Below are 18,336 nucleotides of genomic sequence, written 5' to 3'. Positions count from 1 at the left end.
TCATGTCTGGCCAGCCATTGCCATATGACCTGTGGGTTCATATGTTTCGGAGCCATATCGCTCCCCGAAAGGTTCCTGTCCATGAGTGACAGCGTGTCACCGGACCAGGATGCCGCGGACGCCGCGCAACTCGCGGCGCTCGGCTACAAGCCCCGACTCACCCGGGCGCTCGGTCTCTGGTCCAACTTCGCCGTCGGCTTCACCTATCTCTCCCCACTGGTCGGCGTCTACTCGGTCTTCGACTACGGCCTGGCCACCGGCGGTCCGGCCTTCTTCTGGACCATCCCGGTGGTGCTGCTCGGACAGGGCCTGGTGCTGCTCACCTTCGCCGAGGTGGCCTCGCAGTACCCGCTGGCCGGCGGCATCTACCAGTGGGCCAAGCGCCTGGTCGGGCCGAAGTACGCCTGGCTGTCCGGCTGGATGTACACCTGGGCGCTGCTAGTGACCATCGCTTCCGTCGCCTACCCGATCGCCACGTACGCGGGTCCGCTGCTGGGTTACCAGGTCAACCACTGGAGCACGGTGATCACCTGTGTGGTCGTCATCCTGTTCTCCGCCGTGATCAACCTGCTCGGCGTGCGGCGGCTCGCCTTCGTCGCCAACATCGGAGTCTTCGCGGAGGTCGCCGGCACCCTGGTGCTCGGCGGGTACCTGCTCTTCTTCCACCACAAGCAGCCCGTCAGCGTCGTCATGCACACCTTCGGCGCGGGTGGCAGCAGCGGCTACCTGGGCGCCTTCCTCGGCTCCTGCCTCTTCGCGGTGTGGATCTTCTACGGCTTCGAGGCCTGCGGCGACATCGCCGAGGAGGTCAAGGACCCCTCCCGCAAGGTCCCACGTGCGATGGGCATGACGCTCGGCGTCGGCGCGGTCGCGACCGTCGTCCTGACACTGGGTCTGATCCTGGCCGTGCCGGACTTCGGCGCGGTGATCAGCGGCAAGTCCGCAGACCCGCTGGGCGACGTGCTTGCCGCCTCGCTGGGCACCGCCGGCAGCAAGTTCGCACTCGCGCTAATCGTGGTCGGCTTCGTCTCCTGCACGCTGGCGATCCAGGCAGCGGCCACCCGACTCGTCTACTCCTACGCCCGCGACGGCGTGATCGTCGGCGCGAAGTGGCTCTCCAAGCTGCACCCGACCTTCCACATGCCCCCGGCCGCCACCGCCGTCACCGCCGTGATCCCCTCGGCCTTCGCCTTCCTGCCGTCGGCGACGGTCACGCGTATCATCACCTTCTCCGTCGTCGGCATCTACATCGGCTTCCAGTCGGTGGTGCTGGCCTCAATCATCGGCCGTTCACGCGGCTGGAAGCCGGCCGGCGTGTTCACCCTGGGCCGCTGGGGCTGGGCCGTGAACATCGCGGCGCTGGCCTATGGCGTGACCGCGATCGTGGTGCTCTCGATCAAGACGCCGCCGAACGGCACCAGCTTCTTCGACCGCTGGCTGGTGCCCATCTCGGTGGGCATCGTGGCGGCCCTCGGCGTGGTCTACCTGATGGTCTTCCGGCCCAAGGAGCAGATCACGGAGGAGGACAGGTCCGAGAGCGCAGCCGAGGGCTCGGGCGAGGCCCCGGTCGCGACCGACCACTCGACCGCGCTCACGAACGGCTGACTGCCCTGATCGCCGCGGCCAGGGCCCGCGCACCCTGGCCCGGCGGGGGCAGCAGCGCCCTCGCCTGTCCCCTCGCCACAACTTCCTCCGCCTCGGTGAGGTGTTGCGACGATCAGTTGAATCCGCCGCGGCTTTTTCACCACCGCTGTCCGCTTCTCCTCCACCGACCTGGCCAGTCACCAGCGCGGATATCCCGCGCTACAGCAGATCACCGGCACCCCCGTCTGCGCCCTAGTGCTCTCTGAACAGGCCGCCGCCGGCCACCTGTGGCTGCCCGACGGCTCCCGCAGCCCCCTCGCTGAAGTCGTCATCCCGGGAACAACCTGATCCGCTTGCGTTCATCACCGGAAGAGCCTCCGCAGCTGCCGGGCGGCCCCGTCGCGCGGGCGGGCCAGCACACCTCTACGACCGGCAGGTGCGCATCTTCGGGGACGTGGGGCAGCGCACTTTCCAGCAGATGAGCGTCGCCATCGTGGGTCTCGGCGGGATCGGCATCCTCCTCACCGAGTACCTCGCTCGCCTCGGTGTCGGCCATCTCATCCTCGTCGACGACGACACCGTGGACGAGACCAACCTCCCCCGGCTGGCCGGCGCGCGGCATACCGATGTCGACCAGCCCAAGACCGACCTCGCACAGCGTTTGGCCTGCCAGGCTCAGCCCGGGATCCGGCACACGCCTCTTCGAGAGCATGCAGAGTGCCTGCGATCCCGGCATGAGCTCACCCAGTGCGACTGGATCTTCCTTGCCGCTGACGGAGCGGCAGCACGCCATTGGGACAATGCCGTCGTCCAGCAGTACCTCATCCCCGCCACCCAAGTTGGGGTGAAGATTCCTGTCCGCGATGGGGTCGTCGGGCAGATTCATGCCGTCACGCGGCCGCTGCTGCCCGGTACAAACTGCCTGTGGTGCGACGGTCTCACCTTGCGCGAGCCGGGCCTCGCGCCCTCGGACCCTCAGTTGGACCACCTCCTGGCTCCCGCTCAGGATGTGGCTCCAAGCGATGCCCGCGACCTGGCGATTCTGGAGCGCATCGAAGCTCACGTCCTCGATCAGATCACGGATCCAGCACCCGGCTTCGTGGATGGTTCGCCGGACCCCCTCTATGCGGAGCGGGTGCTGATGATGCTGCGAGAGGTGGCGGCGCACGACGTCGCCGCCTTGCGTCATCCCAATCAGTCCGCGCTGGTCGACATCCTGCGCGACATCGACATCGACGTCGCTCTGGCCGGATGCTCCGACTCCGGCGCGGCGGAGGAACAGAAGGAGGCGCCTGGGCCTGAACCGCCCCGGGTTCGGCAGAGATCTCAGTTGGTGGCTGTGAGCTGGGATTTCGTGGCTGCTCGGTAGTGGTTGGCTTCGTATTCGGCGGGTGGGATGTGCCCTATCTCACCGTGGAGCCGACGGTGGTTGTACCAGTCGACCCACTCGGCGGTGGCGAGTTCGACGTGTGAGAGCGTCTTCCACGGCCGCATCGGTTTGATGACCTCGGTCTTGTACAGGCCGATCGTCGACTCCATGAGGGCGTTGTCATACGCATCGCCGACCGAGCCGACGGAGGCCGCGATCCGGGCCGCGTCGAGATGTTCGGCCAGGCGGAAAGACGTGTATTGGCCCCGCATCCGAGTGATGAGTCAGCTTGCCCGGGACGGGAGGGCGGCCCTCGCGGTCGCGCTGCCACAGACCCATGTCCAGGGCGTCCAGGACGAGTTGGGTCTCCTTCGACAACGAGGCGGACCAGCCGAGGATGCGGCGGGAGAAGGTATCCACGACGAACGCGACACAGACGACGGCCGCCCAGGCCGCCACGTGCGTGAAGTCGGCCACCCACGTGCGATTGGGGGCCGGGGCGACGAAGTCACGGTCCAGGCGGTCCGGGGCCCTGGCGGCGGTCGTGTCCGGGATGGCGGTGATCATCTTCTTGCCGCGCACCGCGTCGGCGATACCGATCTCGCGCATCAGGCGTTCGACGGTGCAGCGGGCCACGTCATGGCCCTGCCGATTCAGTGCCCTACGGCCACAAGGCAGCCGCGTGAGGGCGGCCCCTTGCATGCGGTCGGGTCGGGCCGGCGCTTCGGGACGACGTTACTTACTTTCGGGCTCCGGACGACCCCCACAAGATCCGCGTGTCGCTCCCCGACGAGCCACCCGAAGTGACCGCGTCCGTCGCTGCTGCCCTTCTGCACCGTCTTCTTCCCCCGCGTGACGACCACCGCCTGACCAGGGCACCCGTCAGCGCTCGTGCGTGCCCGAGCAGCGGGAGATGATCCTGCGTCTCGCGCGGGAGAATCCGCTGTGGGGACACCGCAGAGTGCTGGCACGCAGTCATCTCCGAGGCGAGCCCGCGGATACACGAAGTTAACTTCCCAGACTCGGGTGTGAGACCGGTCCGGCCGACGATCGCAATACCTATCAAGCGACAGGTATCTGTCGACCGATCGGAGGTGCGGCGATGAGCCGGCCCGAACTCCCCCTTGCGCAGGACCCTGGCGGCGGTGGCACGACCGGCCACGCCCTCTTCGGCTACCAGCAGGAACTCCACCGCGGCGTAGGCAGCTTCGCGTCGTTCGCCGCGGGGTTCTCCTTCGTGTCGATCCTCACCACCGTCTTCCAGCTGTTCGGGTTGGGCTTCGGTCTCGGCGGCGCGGTGTTCTTCTGGACCTGGCCGCTGGTCTTCGCGGGCCAACTGCTCGTCGCGCTGTGTTTCGCCGAACTTGCCGCACGCTGGCCCATATCCGGGGCGATCTACCAGTGGTCGAGTCGGCTGGCCGGCACCACGACGGGCTGGTTCGTCGGCTGGATCATGATCATCGGGCAGATACTCACGGTCGCGGCGGCCGCGATCGCGGCGCAGGCGGTGCTGCCGGGTATCTGGTCCGGTTTCCAGATCGTCGGCGGTCCGGGTGCCGATCCGTCGGTCGGCTCCCCGACCGGCGCGCAGAACGCGGTCCTGCTGGGATGCGTTCTGCTGGTGATCACCACGGTGGTGAACATCCTGGGAATCCGCCAGATGGCCGCCGCCACCAGCTTCGGCGTCACGGTCGAGATCATCGGCGTGCTCGCGCTGGTGCTGATCCTCTTCTTCCTGCCCGAGCGGGGTCCGCAGGTGGTGGCCCACCCCACCGGCTGGGCCGGCCACAGCGGCTACTTCGGGGCCTTCCTCGCGTCCTCACTGATGGCGGCGTACGTGATGGTCGGCTTCGACTCGGCGGGCGAGCTGGCGGAGGAGACCCACAGCCCGCGCCGAACCACTCCCCGGACCATCCTGCGGGCCCTGATCACCTCGGGTGTCGGCGGCGCGTTGCTGATCCTGTCGGGGCTGATGGCGGCGCGCAGCCTGACCGACGGAAAACTGGCAGCCGGTGGTCTGTCCTGGGTGCTCACCGACCGGCTCGGCGGGGTTCTGGGCCGCCTGCTGCTGTGCTGCGTGGCAGTCGCGGTGTTCGCCTGCACCCTGGCCGTGCAGACCTCCGGGGCGCGGATGATGTACTCCATGGCGCGCGAAGGCGCCCTGCCCTTCCACCGGCACCTCGGCAAGGTCTCGGCCCGCACCGGTACGCCGATCAGCACGTCGGTGGTGGTGGGCGTCGGCGCCGCGATCGCGCTCGTGGTCAACATCCGCCAGTCGGCGATCTTCACCGCCCTGTCCAGCCTCTGCATCGCCCTGCTGTACCTGGCCTATCTGGGCGTGACAGTGCCCCTGCTGGTCATCCGGATCCGGCGAAGGGGCAGCGGCGGGCTGCCGGCGGGCGTCGACGAGACCGGCCGGCCCCTGTTCTCGCTGGGCCGGTGGGGAGTGGCGGTCAACACGCTCGCCGTGCTCTACCAGGCCGGCATGACGGTCAATCTGATCTGGCCCCGTGTGGAGATCTACGACCTCACCGGCGGCACGTGGTGGCTGCGGTGGAGCGCCCCGCTGTTCATCGGGCTCAGCCTCGCCGCCGGTGCCGGTTACTTCCTCGCCCGCCGGCTGCACCGCCGTATCGAGCTGAGGCACGTACCGCACACGCACACCGAGCCGCCCCTGGACGCGCAGGCCGTTGCCGAGCCCGCCTGAGGGCCCGTGTGAGGCGAGGGGACGCATCGATGACGTACCGACGAAGGGACGACGGGACATCCATGACCACCACCGAGAGCTCGACGGCCGTACCGCAGCACGGCCGCTACCCGACCGGGCAGGCTCCCGCCCGCGCCCGTGATCTGCACCTGACCGACAGCGTCCGAAGCGCTCGCGACGACGCCCGCGCCCAGGGCGGGCAGGCCGGCGCGTGGATGCCGTACCTTCCGGCGTCGGACAGCCCGTACGGCCCGCCGGGTGTGGACGCGGCCGCCCTGGTGTGGGCGGAGACGGTAGCGCCCGGCGGCTACACGCACAAGGTCCTTGCCCGCGGTACGCGGCTGCGCTTCGACGACCCGAGCGGTGACGCCTGCGCCCACCTGCTGCTCTTCAACGCCCTGGAGCCGGTGGAGCGGCTGAACGTCGCCGACACCCAGAAGGTGCCGTGGCAGGCGTATGTGGGCCAGAACCATCCGCTGCTCTCCGGCGACGGCCGGGTCCTGGCCGTGGTCAGCGGTGACTCCTCCGGCCGGCACGACGCCTTCTGCGGCACCACCACCGACGCCTGGAACGAGCGCAAGTACGGTGATGCCCGTCCCGAGGGGCCGTCGCCGTCCGGCCGCGGGCTCTTCCTCAAGGCGGCCGCCAAGCACGGTCTGAGCCGGCGCGACCTGCCGCCCAGTCTCTCCTTCTTCCAGGGCGTGCGTGTCGAGCCGGACGGCACCCTGGCCTGGCAGGGCAGCGCGGGGGCGGACACGCATGTCGAACTCGTCGCGGAGATGCCCCTGCTGGTGCTGGTCGCCAATGCCGCCCATCCGCTGGATCCTCGTCCCGGCTACGTCGTCGGCCCACTGCGGGTGCACGCCTGGCGCGGTGCCCCGACCGGCCGGGACGAGCCGCGGTTCACGGCGACTCCGGAACTGCACCGGGCGTACCTCAACACCGTCGACTACTGCGAAACCCGGGGGTTGTGACATGGCGACCACACGGACCGAGACCACGCCCGTCAGCCGCCCGACCGCCGCCGGCGGCACGGTCGCCTCCACCGTCCCGGTCGGCGCCGTCCACACGGAGGGCTCCCACCTGGACTGGGGAGCGAGCCTGGTCGAGGGCGCCGTCGTCCTGGACGAGACGGTGGCCCCCAACGCGCCCTGGTCGGCGGTGGTACGCACGGGCCACGTCCTGACGATCGTCGACGTCGGCGGCAACCAGTCGGCCGACTGTCTGCTCTACAACGCCGACGATCCCGAGGAGCGCTACAGCGTCCCCGACACCCTTGCTTGGCAGGGCAACGCCTATGTGCGCACCGGCACCGTGCTGCGCAGCAGCGAGGGCCGCTCGTTGATGACCGTCGTCGCCAACGAGGTCGACCGCCAGGACACCATCGGCGGCGCGTGCGGCAAGGAGTCCAACACCCTGCGCTACGGCCATCATGTGATGTTCCAGCACGGCTGCCGTGAGAACTTCCTCGCCGAGGCCGGCCGGCGTGGCCTCGGGGTGCGGGACATCGTCTCCAACCTCAACTGGTTCATGAACGTGCCCGTCGAGGCGGACGGCGCGCTGGGCATCGTGGACGGCATGTCGGCGCCGGGCCGTCGGGTCGCGGTGCGCGCCGAGACGGATGTGCTGGTGATGGTGTCCAACTGCCCGCAGATGAACAACCCGTGCAACGACTTCAACCCCACTCCGCTGCGGATGATCGTCGTGGAGCCAGCACCGGTCGACGTCGGCCCGCGGTCCGCGGAAGCCGCTCGCACCGCGAAGGAGGGCGCGTGATCCGCCCCACCGTCGTTCTCGTCGCCAACCGCGGTGAGATAGCCCGCCGTGTGATCCGCACCGCCAGGAGGATGGGTCTGGGCACCGTCGCCGTCTTCTCCGACGCCGACCGGGCCGCCCCGCACGTCCGCGAGGCCGATCACGCGGTCCGCATCGGTCCGGCGCCCGCCCGCGCGTCGTATCTGCGCGGGGAGGCGATCATCGAGGCCGCGCTCGCCCAGGGCGCGGGCATCATCCACCCCGGCTACGGCTTCCTCTCCGAGAACCCCGTCTTCGCCCGTGCCGTGGGGGAAGCCGGTCTGCGTTTCGCGGGACCGACCGCCGACCAGATCACCGCCTTCGGTGAGAAGCACACCGCGCGCGCCCTGGCCAAGGCCGCCGGAGTGCCGCTGCTGGCCGGGACGGAGTTGCTTGCAAGCGCCGAGGAGGCAGTTGCCGCGGCCTCCTCGATCGGGCTACCCGTGATGGTCAAGGCCACCGGCGGTGGCGGCGGCATCGGCATGCAGGCCTGCGCCACCGCCGACGAGGTGCGCGAGGCATTCGCCCGCGTCGCGGCGCTCGCGGAGTCCAACTTCGGATCCGCCGGGGTGTTCCTGGAGCGCCTCGTGCGCCCCGCCCGCCATGTCGAGGTGCAGGTCTTCGGCGACGGCACCGGCCGGATCGCCGTCTTCGGCGACCGGGACTGCTCGTTGCAGCGCCGCAACCAGAAGGTGATCGAGGAGGCCCCGGCCCCGGCCCTGCCTGCTCATGTGCGGGCACTGCTGCACGACTCCTCGCGCCGACTGCTGGCCTCGGTCGGCTACCGGGGCGCGGGGACAGTGGAGTTCGTCTACGACCCCGCGCGCGAGGAGGCCGCCTTCCTGGAGGTCAACACCCGCCTCCAGGTCGAGCACCCGGTGACCGAGGAGGCGTACGGCATCGACCTCGTCGAACTCATGCTCGTCCTGGCCCGCGACGGCATGGTCGAGGACGCGGTGTTCGAGCGGGAGTGGACGCCCGCCGGGCATGCCGTGGAGGCTCGCGTCTACGCCGAAGACCCCGGCAAGGACTCGCTGCCGTCCTCGGGCCTCATCACCCGGGCGGCCTTCCCCGGCCAGGGCGCCGACGAGATCCCCGGCGTGCGCGTCGACGGCTTTGCCGAAACCGGTCTGGAGGTCTCGCCGTACTACGACCCCATGCTCGCCAAGGTGATCGCGAAGGGCCCCACCCGGGAGGCCGCGTTCGACGTGCTCGGCCAGGCCCTGGCCGCGAGCCGGGTCCACGGCATCGTCACCAACCTGGGCCTGCTGCGCGAGCTGACCTCGCGGGGCGAGGTGCGCGAGGCCGTGCACAGTACCAGCACGCTCGCCACCACGGCCGACCCCGAGCCGCGCATCGACGTCCTGGTGCCGGGCGCGATGACCACCATCCAGGACCTTCCGGGCCGACTCGGCTACTGGCACGTGGGCGTGCCGCCGAGCGGCCCCTTCGACGCCGTCTCCTTCGCCGAGGCCAACCTGGCCGTCGGCAACCCGCCCCAGGCCCCTGGCCTGGAGGTCACCGCGGGCGGGCTGAGCCTGCGCTTCTCGGCCGCCACTGTGGTCGCCGTCACCGGCGCTCCCGTCCCGGTCACGGTCGACGGCAGCGCGGTAGCCCTGTGGGAGCCGGTCACGGTCGCGGCCGGCGCCACCCTGGTGCTCGGCGCCTGCCGGGGGCCAGGCCTGCGCAGCTATGTGGCCGTCCGGGGCGGCATCGACGTACCCGAATACCTGGGCAGCGCCTCCACGTTCACCCTCGGCGGCTTCGGCGGGCACGCCGGTCGGACGCTGCGCGCCGGAGACGTACTGCGGCCCGGAGCTTCGTCGACCGCCGGCGGCGGCCCCACCCCGCCCGAGCGCCGGCCGGCGATCACCTCGCACTGGCGGATCGGTGTCACCGAAGGGCCGCACGCGGCGCCCGAGTTCTTCACCCGCGACGACATCGACGCCCTCTACGCCACCGACTACAAGGTGCACCACAACTCGGCCCGCACCGGCGTCCGCCTGATCGGGCCCAAGCCGCGGTGGGCGCGCCAGGACGGCGGTGAGGCCGGGCTGCACCCCTCCAACATCCACGACACGCCATACGCGGTGGGTGCCCTGGACTTCACCGGCGACACGCCGATCATCCTGGGGCCCGACGGTCCGTCCCTCGGCGGGTTCGTCTGCCCCGCGGTGGTCGCCAGCGGCGAACTGTGGAAACTCGGCCAGATCCGCCCCGGCGACACCGTCCGCTTCGTACCGGTCAGGGAAGCCGAGGCGGCCGCCCTCGACGCCCGCCGCTCCTCCCCCACGCTGATCAGCACCGGCGGAGACGGCGACAACGGCGTACTCGGCCGCCTGGAGGCCACCGATGCCCGCCCCGCCGTCACCTACCGCCGGGACGGCGACGACAACGTCCTGGTCGAGTACGGCCCCATGGTCCTCGACCTCGGCCTGAGGATGCGGGTCCACGCCCTGCAGGAGACCCTCGCCGGCCACGCGCCCGACGGCATCCTGGACGTCACCCCGGGCATCCGCTCCCTCCAGATCCACACCGACGCCCGGCGGCTGAAGGCCCGTGACCTCACCGCCCTGCTGCGCGAGCTGGAGGACGAAGTCCCGCCCAGCGACGAACTGGTGGTCCCCTCCCGCACGGTGCGGCTGCCGCTCAGCTGGGACGACCCGGCCACCCGCCTCGCCATCGAGCGGTACATGGCCGGGGTGCGCGACGACGCCCCGTGGTGCCCGTGGAACATCGAGTTCATCCGCCGAGTCAACGGCCTTCGGACCGCCGACGACGTCTACCGCACCGTCTTCGACGCCTCCTACCTGGTGCTCGGCCTCGGCGACGTCTATCTCGGCGCCCCCGTCGCCACCCCGCTCGACCCACGGCACCGCCTGGTGACCACCAAGTACAACCCGGCCCGCACCTGGACCGCGGAGAACTCCGTCGGCATCGGCGGCGCCTACCTGTGCATCTACGGCATGGAAGGCCCCGGCGGCTACCAGTTCGTCGGCCGCACCGTGCAGATCTGGAACCGGTTCCGCAAGGGCGGCCTGTTCCAGGACTCGCCGTGGGCGCTGCGCTTCTTCGACCGCATCGAGTGGTATCCCGTCACCGCGGAGGAACTGCTCGAACTGCGGGCCGAGACCGACGCCGGGCGCGGTGACTTCCCGACCGAGGAGGGCACCTTCTCGATCGCCGAGTACAACGCCTTCCTCGCCGCGGAGGCCGACTCGATCGCCGCGTTCCGCCGGCGGCAGAGCACCGCCTTCGAGGCCGAGAAACAACGCTGGCGAGCCGCCGGAGAGTTCGACCGCGCCGACGATCCCGAACCCGTGACCGCCCCCGCTGCCGTCACCCTGCCGGACGGCGCGGTCCCCGTCACCGCGCCGTACACCGCCACCGTCTGGCAAATCGCCGCCGAGTCGGGCGCCACCGTGGCGAGCGGCGATGCGATCCTCTCTCTGGAGGCGATGAAAATGGAGTCCAAGGTGAACGCCCCCACCGCCGGGACACTGCTGGAAATCTACGTCAAGCCCGGGGAACAGGTCGCCCCCGGCCAGATCCTCGCTGCGGTGCGGGCATGAACGCCATGACACCGGCCGCACGCGTCCAGGCCGCCTACGACCGCATCGAGGGCGTCGGCCGGCCCGAGATCTGGATCCACCTCAGGCCACGCCAAGAGGTGCTCGCCGAGGCGGCCGGTATCGACCCGGCGCTGCCGCTGGCCGGCCTGGTGGTGGCCGTCAAGGACAACATCGACGTGGCCGGCCTCCCCACCACCGCGGGCGCCCCGTCGTACGCCTACGAGCCGCAGGCCGACGCGCCCGCGGTGGCGCGGCTGCGCGCGGCCGGCGCGGTGGTGCTCGGCAAGACCAACCTGGACCAGTTCGCCACCGGCCTGGTCGGCACCCGCAGCCCCTACGGCGCGGTGCGCAACGCCTGGGACGCGGCCCGCATCTCCGGCGGGTCGTCCTCCGGATCCGCCGTCGCGGTGGCGCTGGGCGTCGCCGACATCGCGCTCGGCACCGACACGGCCGGCTCCGGGCGGGTGCCCGCCGCCCTCAACGGCATCATCGGCGTCAAGCCCACCAAGGGTCTGGTGCCCGTGACCGGGGTGGTCCCCGCCTGCTACACCCTCGACTGCCTGACCGTCTTCGCCCGCGATCTGCAACTAGCCCGCACCGCCGCGGAGTTCGTCGAAGGCCCCGACCCGGCCGACCCTCTCTCCCGCACCGGCACCCAGCTTCCGGCGCCCCCTGCGCGCCCGCGGATCGCCGTACCGGCCGGGGAGCATCTGAACGGCATGGCCGACGGCTGGCGCGAAGCCTTCGACGCCGCCGTCGCCCGCATGGCGAACACCGGGACGGAGATCGTCGAAACCGACATCACCCCGCTGCTTCAGGCCGCGGAACTGCTGTACGGCGGCGCGTTCGTCGCCGAGCGGTACGCCGCCGTGGGCGCGCATCTGGAGAAGCACCGCGACCTGATCGGGGCGGGCCTCGATCCGACCGTCGCCGCCATCGTGCTGGCAGGCCGGGAGAAGACCGCGGCCGACTGGGCCGCCGACGCCGCCAGGCTCGCCGCGCTCGGCGCCGCCGGACGCGCGGTGCTCGACGGCTGTACAGCTCTCCTGACGCCGACCACCACCTGGCATCCCACCCTCGATGAGGTGGCGGCCGACCCGGTCGGCGCCAACGCCCGGTTGGGACGGTTCACCAACTTCGCCAACCTGCTGGACTGCGCCTCGCTCGCCGTTCCCGCCGGGTTCGTGGACGGCCTGCCGTTCGGCGTGATGTTCACCGGACCGGCCTTCTCCGACCGCGCCCTGGCCGCGCTGGCCGAGCGGTTCGCCAACCCCGGGCTCGACCTGTTCGTGGTCGGCGCCCACCTCACGGGTCAGCCCCTCAATGCCCAGTTGGTGCAGGCCGGCGGCACCCTGACCGGCCGGGCCCGCACCGCAGGCGGCTACCGACTGTACGCCCTGGCCACCGAGCCGCCCAAGCCCGGCCTGCTCCGGGTCACCCAGGGCGGACAGGACGCCGGCGCCGGGGCGGGTCACGCCACGGCGTCAGGCGGCGACGCGCGGACGGGCATCGAGGGCGAGATCTGGCGGCTGCCCGCTGCCGGGTTCGGGGCGATCACCGCCGCCGTGCCCGCGCCGATGACCATCGGCACCGTCGAACTGGCCGACGGGCGGCAGGTCCGCGGCTTCCTCGTCGAGCCGTACGCCGTCGAGGGCGCGCCCGACATCACCCACTTCGGTGGCTGGCGGGCGTACACGGCCTCCGCGTGACCGGAGGCCGCAGGGCGGACACCTGGTGGCAGGATGGGGCCATGACGACGACGCGTCCCCGTCAAGGCAGGCCCCGGCACACGCCGCCGTCCGACCCCGGCGCCTCCGCCCGGGAACAGATCCTTGACGCCGCCGGGGCGCTCTTCGTCGACCATGGGATCACCAGCACCAGCACCCGCATGATCGCCGATCGGGTCGGCATCAGGCAGGCCTCGCTCTACTACCACTTCGCCACCAAGGAGGAGATCCTCGCCGAGCTGCTGGCGACGTCCGTGCGGCCCAGTCTGCAGATGGTGGACCGGATCCGGGCCCTGGTGCCCGAGCAAGCGGATGCGGCCGCCGCACTCTACGCCGTGGCCGCTATGGACGTACACACCCTCTCCCGCACTCCGTACAACATCGGCACGCTCTATCTGCTGCCGGAAGTGCGCGCCGAGCGGTTCGACGCCTTCCGGGCCGAGCGGGGCCGTCTGCAGTCGAGCTACGGCACGCTGGGCGCCCTGGCGGCGACCGAGGACGTCGCGCGCGGCCTGCCCGCCGAGCGGCTCGGTGAACTGCTGATCCAGCTGGTGGAGGTTGTCATCCAGATACGGCGCGCCCGTGAGCCGGATGCGGCTGACACCGAGGCCATCGCGTCGTCGTGCCTGCGCCTGTGCGGGCTCGGCGAGCCGGCGGTGGCCGCCGCCCGGGAGGAGGGCCGAACGCTCCTGAACAGCCTGGACTGACCACCGGCCCACCGCACACCCTCCAGCGCCTGTAGGGTGCCGAAACTCACGTATCGCTGTGACCAGGAACTTTGCGAAGGTCGACAGTCCTGACGCCCTCACCGACCCCGCCACGGTGGCGGTGAAGTCACGTCCGACCAGGTCCGGCGACGCGGACGCCTTCCTGTCCGACCGGGTCAGGCCACGGCGCCGGCGGCGGGTGATCCCGCTGATGCCACGCTCGCGCATCAACCGCTCGACCTTCTTCCGGTTGATCCGCCGCCCCTTCCTGCGCAGCGCCGCCGTGATCCTCGGGGCACCGTATGCGCGGCGGGACGCAGTGTGGATCTGCCGGATCTCGGCAACCAGTTCGCCCTCCCGACGGGCGCGTTCCTCTGCCGCGGGCCGGGCGACGAGGTAGGCGTAGTAGCCCGAACGGAACACGCCCAGCACCTTGCACATCAGGGTGACACTGTGACCACCGGGGTTGCTCTCGGTGGCCTTCTCCGCGTCGATGAGCGCGTAGCGCACGGCTACTTCGTCGACTCCCTCGCGAAGAAGGCCGCGGCTTTTTTCAGGACCTCGATGGTCTGCTGCTGTTCCCGGTTCTCCCGTCGCAGGCGGCGCAGTTCTTCTTTCTCGTCGCTGGTCAGCGCGCCCGTCGGGCCCTGACCCCGGTCGGCCTTGTCCTGGTTCACCCAGTTCCGCAGCCCCTCCGGGCTCACGCCGATCTCCCGGGCAACCTCGGTCACCGTCTTACCCCGACGAATGGACCAGCGCGACCGCGTCCCGCTTGAACTCGGCCGTGTACCGCTTGCTCATGTTGCTCTTCTTGCTCACTACCTGGAACTGCTTCCTCCGGGACCGACCGTCCCAGTATCAGGCTGTCCAGCCCCAAGGGGGAACTTCACTTTCGAACAGGCCCCTAGCTCAGTCCGGGCGAGGCCGGGCCAGGCCGTGGTCGTAGGCGAAGATCACGGCCTGGATGCGGTCGCGGGCGCCGATCTTGGACAGGACGCGGCCGACATGCGTCTTCACCGTGGACTCCGACAGAACGAAACGTGTGGCGATCTCACCGTTGGACCAGCCCTTGCCGATGGCGACGAGGATCTCGCGTTCGCGGTCCGTGAGGGAACTCAGGCGCGGATCTTCGACGGAGCCGCCACCTGGCGGTACGAGACGGGCGAACTCGTTCAGCAGGCGGCGGGTGAGGGCGGGGGCGATCACCGCGTCGCCGACGGCGACAGCACGGATCCCGGCGAGGAGTTCCTCGGGGCGGGCGTCCTTGAGGAGGAAGCCGCTGGCTCCGGCGCGCAGGGCCGCGTAGACGTACTCGTCGATGTCGAAAGTGGTCAGGACCAGGACGCGGGAGCGGTCGCCGGCGGCGACGATGCGACGCGTTGCTTCGATGCCGTCCATGCCTGGCATGCGTACGTCCATGAGGACGACGTCCGGGCGAAATTCCGCGGTCTTGCGCACGGCTTCGGCTCCGTGTGCCGCCTCCCCGACCACATCCGTCTCCGGTACGGAGTCCAGAAGCATGCGAAAGCCGTACCGCTGAAGCGGCTGGTCGTCCACGATGAGCACGGTGGTCACCGGGCACCCTCCTGAGGGGCGAGGTCGAGGGCGGCGCGCACCGTCCAGCCCGGGCCCTGGGGACCCACACTGACGTGTCCGCCGTAGAGCGCCGCTCTCTCCCGCATGCCCACCAGGCCGTGTCCTTCCTCGTTCGCCGTGCCGGGACGGTCGGCCGGTGCGGGTGGGCCGGAATCCTGGACGGTGATGGTCAGCCGTGTGTCCTCCACGACGATCGCCAGATTCGCACGGGCGCCCACGCCAGCATGCTTGAGGGTGTTCGTCAGGGCCTCCTGCACGATGCGGTAGACCGTCAACTGCACCCCATGGTCCAGGGCGTCGACGTCACCGGCCGTGCGGTAGACGACCTCCAGGCCCGCGGCGCGGACCCCCTCGCACAGCGCGTCGATGTCCCTGAGACCGGGCTGCGGGCTCAGTTCCGGCTCGGTCGGGGGGCCGTCTGCCTCGCGCAGTACGCCGAGCACCCGGCGCAGTTCGCTCAGGGCCTGACGGCTGGTATCTCCGATGAGGTGCAGCGCCTCCTTGCCCCGCTGCGGGGCGGCGTCGGCGGCATAGACTCCCGCGTCGGCGAGGGTGATGATGACGGACAGGTTATGGCCGACGATGTCGTGCATCTCGCGCGCCACCCGCGTCCGCTCGGCCGCGACGGCAAGCCTGCCCCGCTGGTCCCGTTCGATCTCCAGTCGGGCCGCACGGTCCCGCAACCCGGCCAACTGAGCGCGCCGGATACGGATCATCAGGCCGAGCGCGAGGGCCGCGGTCGCCGTGCTGAGCAGGAAGAAGAGCGCGTCCCAGACCGACACCGCGGCCGCGACCCGGGCCGCGACCAGCCCCAGCGCACCCGCCGTGACCGCACAGGCCCACGGCAAATGCCGCAGCCGCCCGTGCAGGGCCAGGCTGTAGAGGGCGACGAAGAGGGCGACATCCGCCCGGAGCGCGGCGTCGAGGGACCACTGGAGGACGAACACGGCCGTGACGGCACCGAAGGCCACGGCGGGCGCCCGCCGCCGCCACAGGAGGGGGAGCATCAGCCCCGCCTGCAGGGCCACCGTGCCGACCGTGGGCAGGTGGGCGAACGCAAGGCGGAAGCGGCGCGGGCCGTCACCGTCCCCATGGACTCCATGCAGCAGGTCCGGCAGGCAGAACATCAGGAAGACCAGCACCACCACAGCGGCGTCCAGCACCCACGGACGGGTCTGGTCGGCGTGCCGGAGCCGCTGGCCGACCCGGCCGAGCCGGGCGACCAGCGGACCCATCCCGCTGAGATCATCGTAGGTCACGGAATCCACCCGTCCATGATGCGGGAGCCTGCTGCTCAGACGTCGCTGCGCAGCAGCCGGTACGCCGCCCCCGCCAGCGCCAGTGCCGTCCAGCCGAGGAAGACCAGCAGCCCGGCGGACGGCGAGAGGGCGGTGGAGTCATGGGTCAGTGCGAAGATCGACTCCCCCGCGTGGCTCGGCAGGTAGGGGTCGATGTCGCCCTGCCATGAGGTGGGCAGAAGAGAGACCAGCCCGGGCACCAGCATGAGGGCGGCGACCAGGACCGAGATGCCGCCGGCCACCGACCGCAGCAGCATGCCCAAAGCGGCGCCGATCACACCGACCAGGCCCAGGTAGAGCCCGGCGCCCAGCAGGCTGCGTACGACGCCGGCGTGACCGAGGCCCATGGCGGCGGGCGTGCCGGACACGATCTGACTGCCGACGAGGAAGGCGACGAACGCGCCGACGGTGGCGACCACTAGCGCGACCAGGCCGTACACCGCCCCCTTGGACCACAGCACGGGCAGCCGGCGCGGTACGGCCGCGAGGGTCGAGCGGATCATGCCCGTGGAGTACTCGCCCGCCGTGACCAGCACGCCGAGCACACCGAGGGCGAGCTGGGCGAAGTTCGTGCCGAACAGGGACAGGCTCACGGCCGTGGCGGTGGCGAAGTCGCGGTCCATGTGGCGGCCGGAGTCGAGATTGGACTTGTAGTGGCTCGCGGCGATGACGCCGAAGGCCACGAGGAAGAGCACGCCCAGGCCGAGGGTGATCCAGGTGGAGCGCAGGGACCAGAGCTTGGCCCACTCCGAGGCCAGTACACGCCGGCCGGTCACCCGGTAGGCGGGGCGGGCCGGAGCCGCCGTGGCGGACTCGGGGGTCTCGGGTGTTGCGGTGAGGGTGCTCATGCCGCGCTCCCGAAGGTCTTGGTGCCGGTCGTGGCACCGTGGTACTCCACGGCGTCCCTGGTCAGTTCCATGAATGCCTCCTCCAGCGACACCGCCTTCGTGCTCAGCTCGAACAGGGGGATCCCATGCTCGGCCGCCTTCAGCCCTATCTCACGGGCGGACACCCCGGTCACCTGCAGTTCCTCCGTGCCGACACGGCCGGTGATGTCCACGCCCGGCGCGACCAGCACGTCCCGCAGTCGCGCGGGATCGTTCGTCGCCACCTTCACCGTGTCGCCGCCCGCCTGGCGAACCAGGTCCTGCACGGTCGTGTCGGCCAGCAGCCGGCCACGCCCGACGATGATCAGGTGATCGGCCACCAGCGACACCTCGCTCATCAGATGCGAGGAGACGAACACCGTGCGCCCCTCGTCCGCGAGGGAGGTGAGCAGGTTCCGGATCCAGAGGACGCCCTCGGGGTCCAGTCCGTTGACCGGCTCATCGAGCATCACCGTCTGCGGATCGCCGAGCAGGGCCGCCGCGATGCCGAGCCGCTGGCCCATGCCGAGGGAGAAGGCACCGGCCCGCTTCTTCGCGACGCTGCCGAGACCGGCGAGTTCGACGACCTCGTCGACCCGGCGGCGCGGAATGCCGTGGGTCAGTGCGAGCGCCCGGAGGTGGTTGTAGGCCGAGCGGCCCGGGTGGATCGACTTCGCCTCCAGCAGCGCCCCGACCTCCTGCAGCGGCGCCTGGTGACGGGCGTAGCGGTGACCGTTCACCGTGACGGAGCCGCCCGTGGGCGCGTCCAGCCCGACGATCATGCGCATCGTCGTGGACTTGCCCGCTCCGTTCGGGCCGAGGAATCCGGTCACCGTACCCGGTTTCACGGTGAAGTCCAGACCGTCGACGGCGGTCTTCTCCCCGTACCTCTTGGTGAGCTGCTGAGCATCGATCATTGGCGTTCCCTCTTTCGGACTCCGGCGTCCGGCACGCCCGACGCCTCCTCCCTCACGCTAAGGCCGCGATCTCTTCAATCCGGTCGTACCAGGGGACTGAACACTGCCGGGCGGGCGGTACCGAAGTACTACGGCCCCGGCGTCCTCGCTGGTCGGAGTGTGGAGCGGGCCTTGCGCCTGCGCAGAGTACCGGGCGGCC

General features: G+C 70.7%; 15 protein-coding genes and 1 pseudogene. 8 read left to right on the top strand and 8 right to left on the bottom strand.

Annotated elements, in window-relative coordinates:
• Positions 1-81 precede the first annotated feature (81 nt).
• Both AB0A61_RS16130 and AB0A61_RS16125 read left to right on the top strand, forming a co-directional pair.
• Entirely contained in the window at positions 82-1,605 is a 1,524-nt protein-coding gene (locus tag AB0A61_RS16130) for an amino acid permease (RefSeq protein ID WP_361292056.1), read from the top strand.
• 415 nt (positions 1,606-2,020) lie between these two features.
• Positions 2,021-2,953 (top strand): ThiF family adenylyltransferase, encoded by a 933-nt coding sequence (locus AB0A61_RS16125; RefSeq protein WP_361292054.1) that lies wholly within the window; start codon positions 2,021-2,023, stop codon positions 2,951-2,953.
• On the opposite strand, the gene AB0A61_RS16120 is transcribed toward AB0A61_RS16125, so the two are convergent.
• Together AB0A61_RS16120 and AB0A61_RS16115 are read right to left on the bottom strand one after the other, a co-directional pair.
• Positions 2,911-3,123: an integrase core domain-containing protein gene (locus AB0A61_RS16120; RefSeq protein ID WP_361292052.1), complete on the bottom strand. Its 213-nt coding sequence runs from the start codon at positions 3,121-3,123 to the stop codon at positions 2,911-2,913. The genes AB0A61_RS16125 and AB0A61_RS16120 overlap by 43 nt on opposite strands.
• Before the next feature lie 10 nt (positions 3,124-3,133).
• Positions 3,134-3,589: a DDE-type integrase/transposase/recombinase gene (locus tag AB0A61_RS16115; RefSeq protein ID WP_361292050.1), complete on the bottom strand. Its 456-nt coding sequence runs from the start codon at positions 3,587-3,589 to the stop codon at positions 3,134-3,136.
• A 466-nt stretch (positions 3,590-4,055) separates the two neighbouring features.
• Between AB0A61_RS16115 and AB0A61_RS16110 the strand changes: the two genes are divergently transcribed.
• From AB0A61_RS16110 to AB0A61_RS16085, 6 genes are all read left to right on the top strand, one after another.
• Positions 4,056-5,660, top strand: coding sequence for an amino acid permease (locus AB0A61_RS16110; RefSeq protein WP_361292048.1), 1,605 nt, complete (start codon positions 4,056-4,058; stop codon positions 5,658-5,660).
• Positions 5,661-5,722: 62 nt separating this feature from the next.
• Positions 5,723-6,634, top strand: coding sequence for an urea amidolyase associated protein UAAP1 (locus AB0A61_RS16105; protein ID WP_361292046.1), 912 nt, complete (start codon positions 5,723-5,725; stop codon positions 6,632-6,634).
• Between the two features lies 1 nt (position 6,635).
• On the top strand, positions 6,636-7,436 hold the full coding sequence (locus AB0A61_RS16100; RefSeq protein ID WP_361292044.1) for an urea amidolyase associated protein UAAP2: 801 nt from the start codon (positions 6,636-6,638) through the stop codon (positions 7,434-7,436).
• Positions 7,433-11,026 (top strand): urea carboxylase, encoded by a 3,594-nt coding sequence (gene uca / locus AB0A61_RS16095; protein WP_361292042.1) that lies wholly within the window; start codon positions 7,433-7,435, stop codon positions 11,024-11,026. The genes AB0A61_RS16100 and uca overlap by 4 nt, the downstream gene beginning before the upstream one ends.
• A 5-nt stretch (positions 11,027-11,031) precedes the next feature.
• Positions 11,032-12,735 (top strand): allophanate hydrolase, encoded by a 1,704-nt coding sequence (locus AB0A61_RS16090; protein ID WP_361292426.1) that lies wholly within the window; start codon positions 11,032-11,034, stop codon positions 12,733-12,735.
• A gap of 41 nt (positions 12,736-12,776) precedes the next feature.
• Positions 12,777-13,460, top strand: coding sequence for a helix-turn-helix domain-containing protein (locus AB0A61_RS16085; protein WP_361292040.1), 684 nt, complete (start codon positions 12,777-12,779; stop codon positions 13,458-13,460).
• A gap of 246 nt (positions 13,461-13,706) precedes the next feature.
• Here AB0A61_RS16085 and AB0A61_RS16080 read toward each other — a convergent pair.
• The 6 genes and pseudogenes from AB0A61_RS16080 to AB0A61_RS16055 form a co-directional block, all read right to left on the bottom strand.
• Positions 13,707-13,901, bottom strand: a pseudogene (locus AB0A61_RS16080) (IS3 family transposase); the annotation flags it as partial.
• Between the two features lie 71 nt (positions 13,902-13,972).
• Positions 13,973-14,209 carry a transposase gene (locus AB0A61_RS16075; protein WP_361292424.1) on the bottom strand — a complete coding sequence of 79 codons (237 nt, stop codon included), beginning with the start codon at positions 14,207-14,209 and terminating at the stop codon, positions 13,973-13,975.
• 160 nt (positions 14,210-14,369) lie between these two features.
• Positions 14,370-15,035 carry a response regulator transcription factor gene (locus AB0A61_RS16070; RefSeq protein WP_361292038.1) on the bottom strand — a complete coding sequence of 222 codons (666 nt, stop codon included), beginning with the start codon at positions 15,033-15,035 and terminating at the stop codon, positions 14,370-14,372.
• Positions 15,032-16,315 carry a sensor histidine kinase gene (locus AB0A61_RS16065; RefSeq protein WP_361292036.1) on the bottom strand — a complete coding sequence of 428 codons (1,284 nt, stop codon included), beginning with the start codon at positions 16,313-16,315 and terminating at the stop codon, positions 15,032-15,034. The genes AB0A61_RS16070 and AB0A61_RS16065 overlap by 4 nt, the downstream gene beginning before the upstream one ends.
• A gap of 35 nt (positions 16,316-16,350) precedes the next feature.
• Positions 16,351-17,202, bottom strand: a complete 852-nt coding sequence (locus AB0A61_RS16060; RefSeq protein WP_361292034.1) for an ABC transporter permease — start codon at positions 17,200-17,202, stop codon at positions 16,351-16,353.
• The gene (locus AB0A61_RS16055) at positions 17,199-18,137 is read right to left on the bottom strand and encodes an ATP-binding cassette domain-containing protein (RefSeq protein WP_361292032.1); all 939 of its coding nucleotides are present in this window, start codon (positions 18,135-18,137) and stop codon (positions 17,199-17,201) included. Before AB0A61_RS16055 ends, AB0A61_RS16060 begins: the two co-directional genes overlap by 4 nt.
• Positions 18,138-18,336: the final 199 nt, after the last annotated feature.

Source organism: Streptomyces sp. NPDC046197, assembly GCF_040646295.1.
GTDB lineage: Bacteria > Actinomycetota > Actinomycetes > Streptomycetales > Streptomycetaceae > Streptomyces.
The sequence above is the reverse complement of the archived record's forward strand: the minus strand, read 5'-3'. Positions and strand labels throughout refer to the sequence as shown.

Excerpts from the sequence above, each read along its gene's own strand:
- AB0A61_RS16130 (WP_361292056.1), top strand. The coding sequence starts at position 82 with ATGAGTGACAGCGTGTCACCGGACCAGGATGCCGCGGACGCCGCGCAA.
- AB0A61_RS16120 (WP_361292052.1), bottom strand. The coding sequence starts at position 3,123 with ATGGAGTCGACGATCGGCCTGTACAAGACCGAGGTCATCAAACCGATG.
- AB0A61_RS16110 (WP_361292048.1), top strand. The coding sequence starts at position 4,056 with ATGAGCCGGCCCGAACTCCCCCTTGCGCAGGACCCTGGCGGCGGTGGC.
- AB0A61_RS16105 (WP_361292046.1), top strand. The coding sequence starts at position 5,723 with ATGACCACCACCGAGAGCTCGACGGCCGTACCGCAGCACGGCCGCTAC.
- AB0A61_RS16100 (WP_361292044.1), top strand. The coding sequence starts at position 6,636 with ATGGCGACCACACGGACCGAGACCACGCCCGTCAGCCGCCCGACCGCC.
- AB0A61_RS16090 (WP_361292426.1), top strand. The coding sequence starts at position 11,032 with ATGACACCGGCCGCACGCGTCCAGGCCGCCTACGACCGCATCGAGGGC.
- AB0A61_RS16085 (WP_361292040.1), top strand. The coding sequence starts at position 12,777 with ATGACGACGACGCGTCCCCGTCAAGGCAGGCCCCGGCACACGCCGCCG.
- AB0A61_RS16060 (WP_361292034.1), bottom strand. The coding sequence starts at position 17,202 with ATGAGCACCCTCACCGCAACACCCGAGACCCCCGAGTCCGCCACGGCG.
- AB0A61_RS16055 (WP_361292032.1), bottom strand. The coding sequence starts at position 18,137 with ATGATCGATGCTCAGCAGCTCACCAAGAGGTACGGGGAGAAGACCGCC.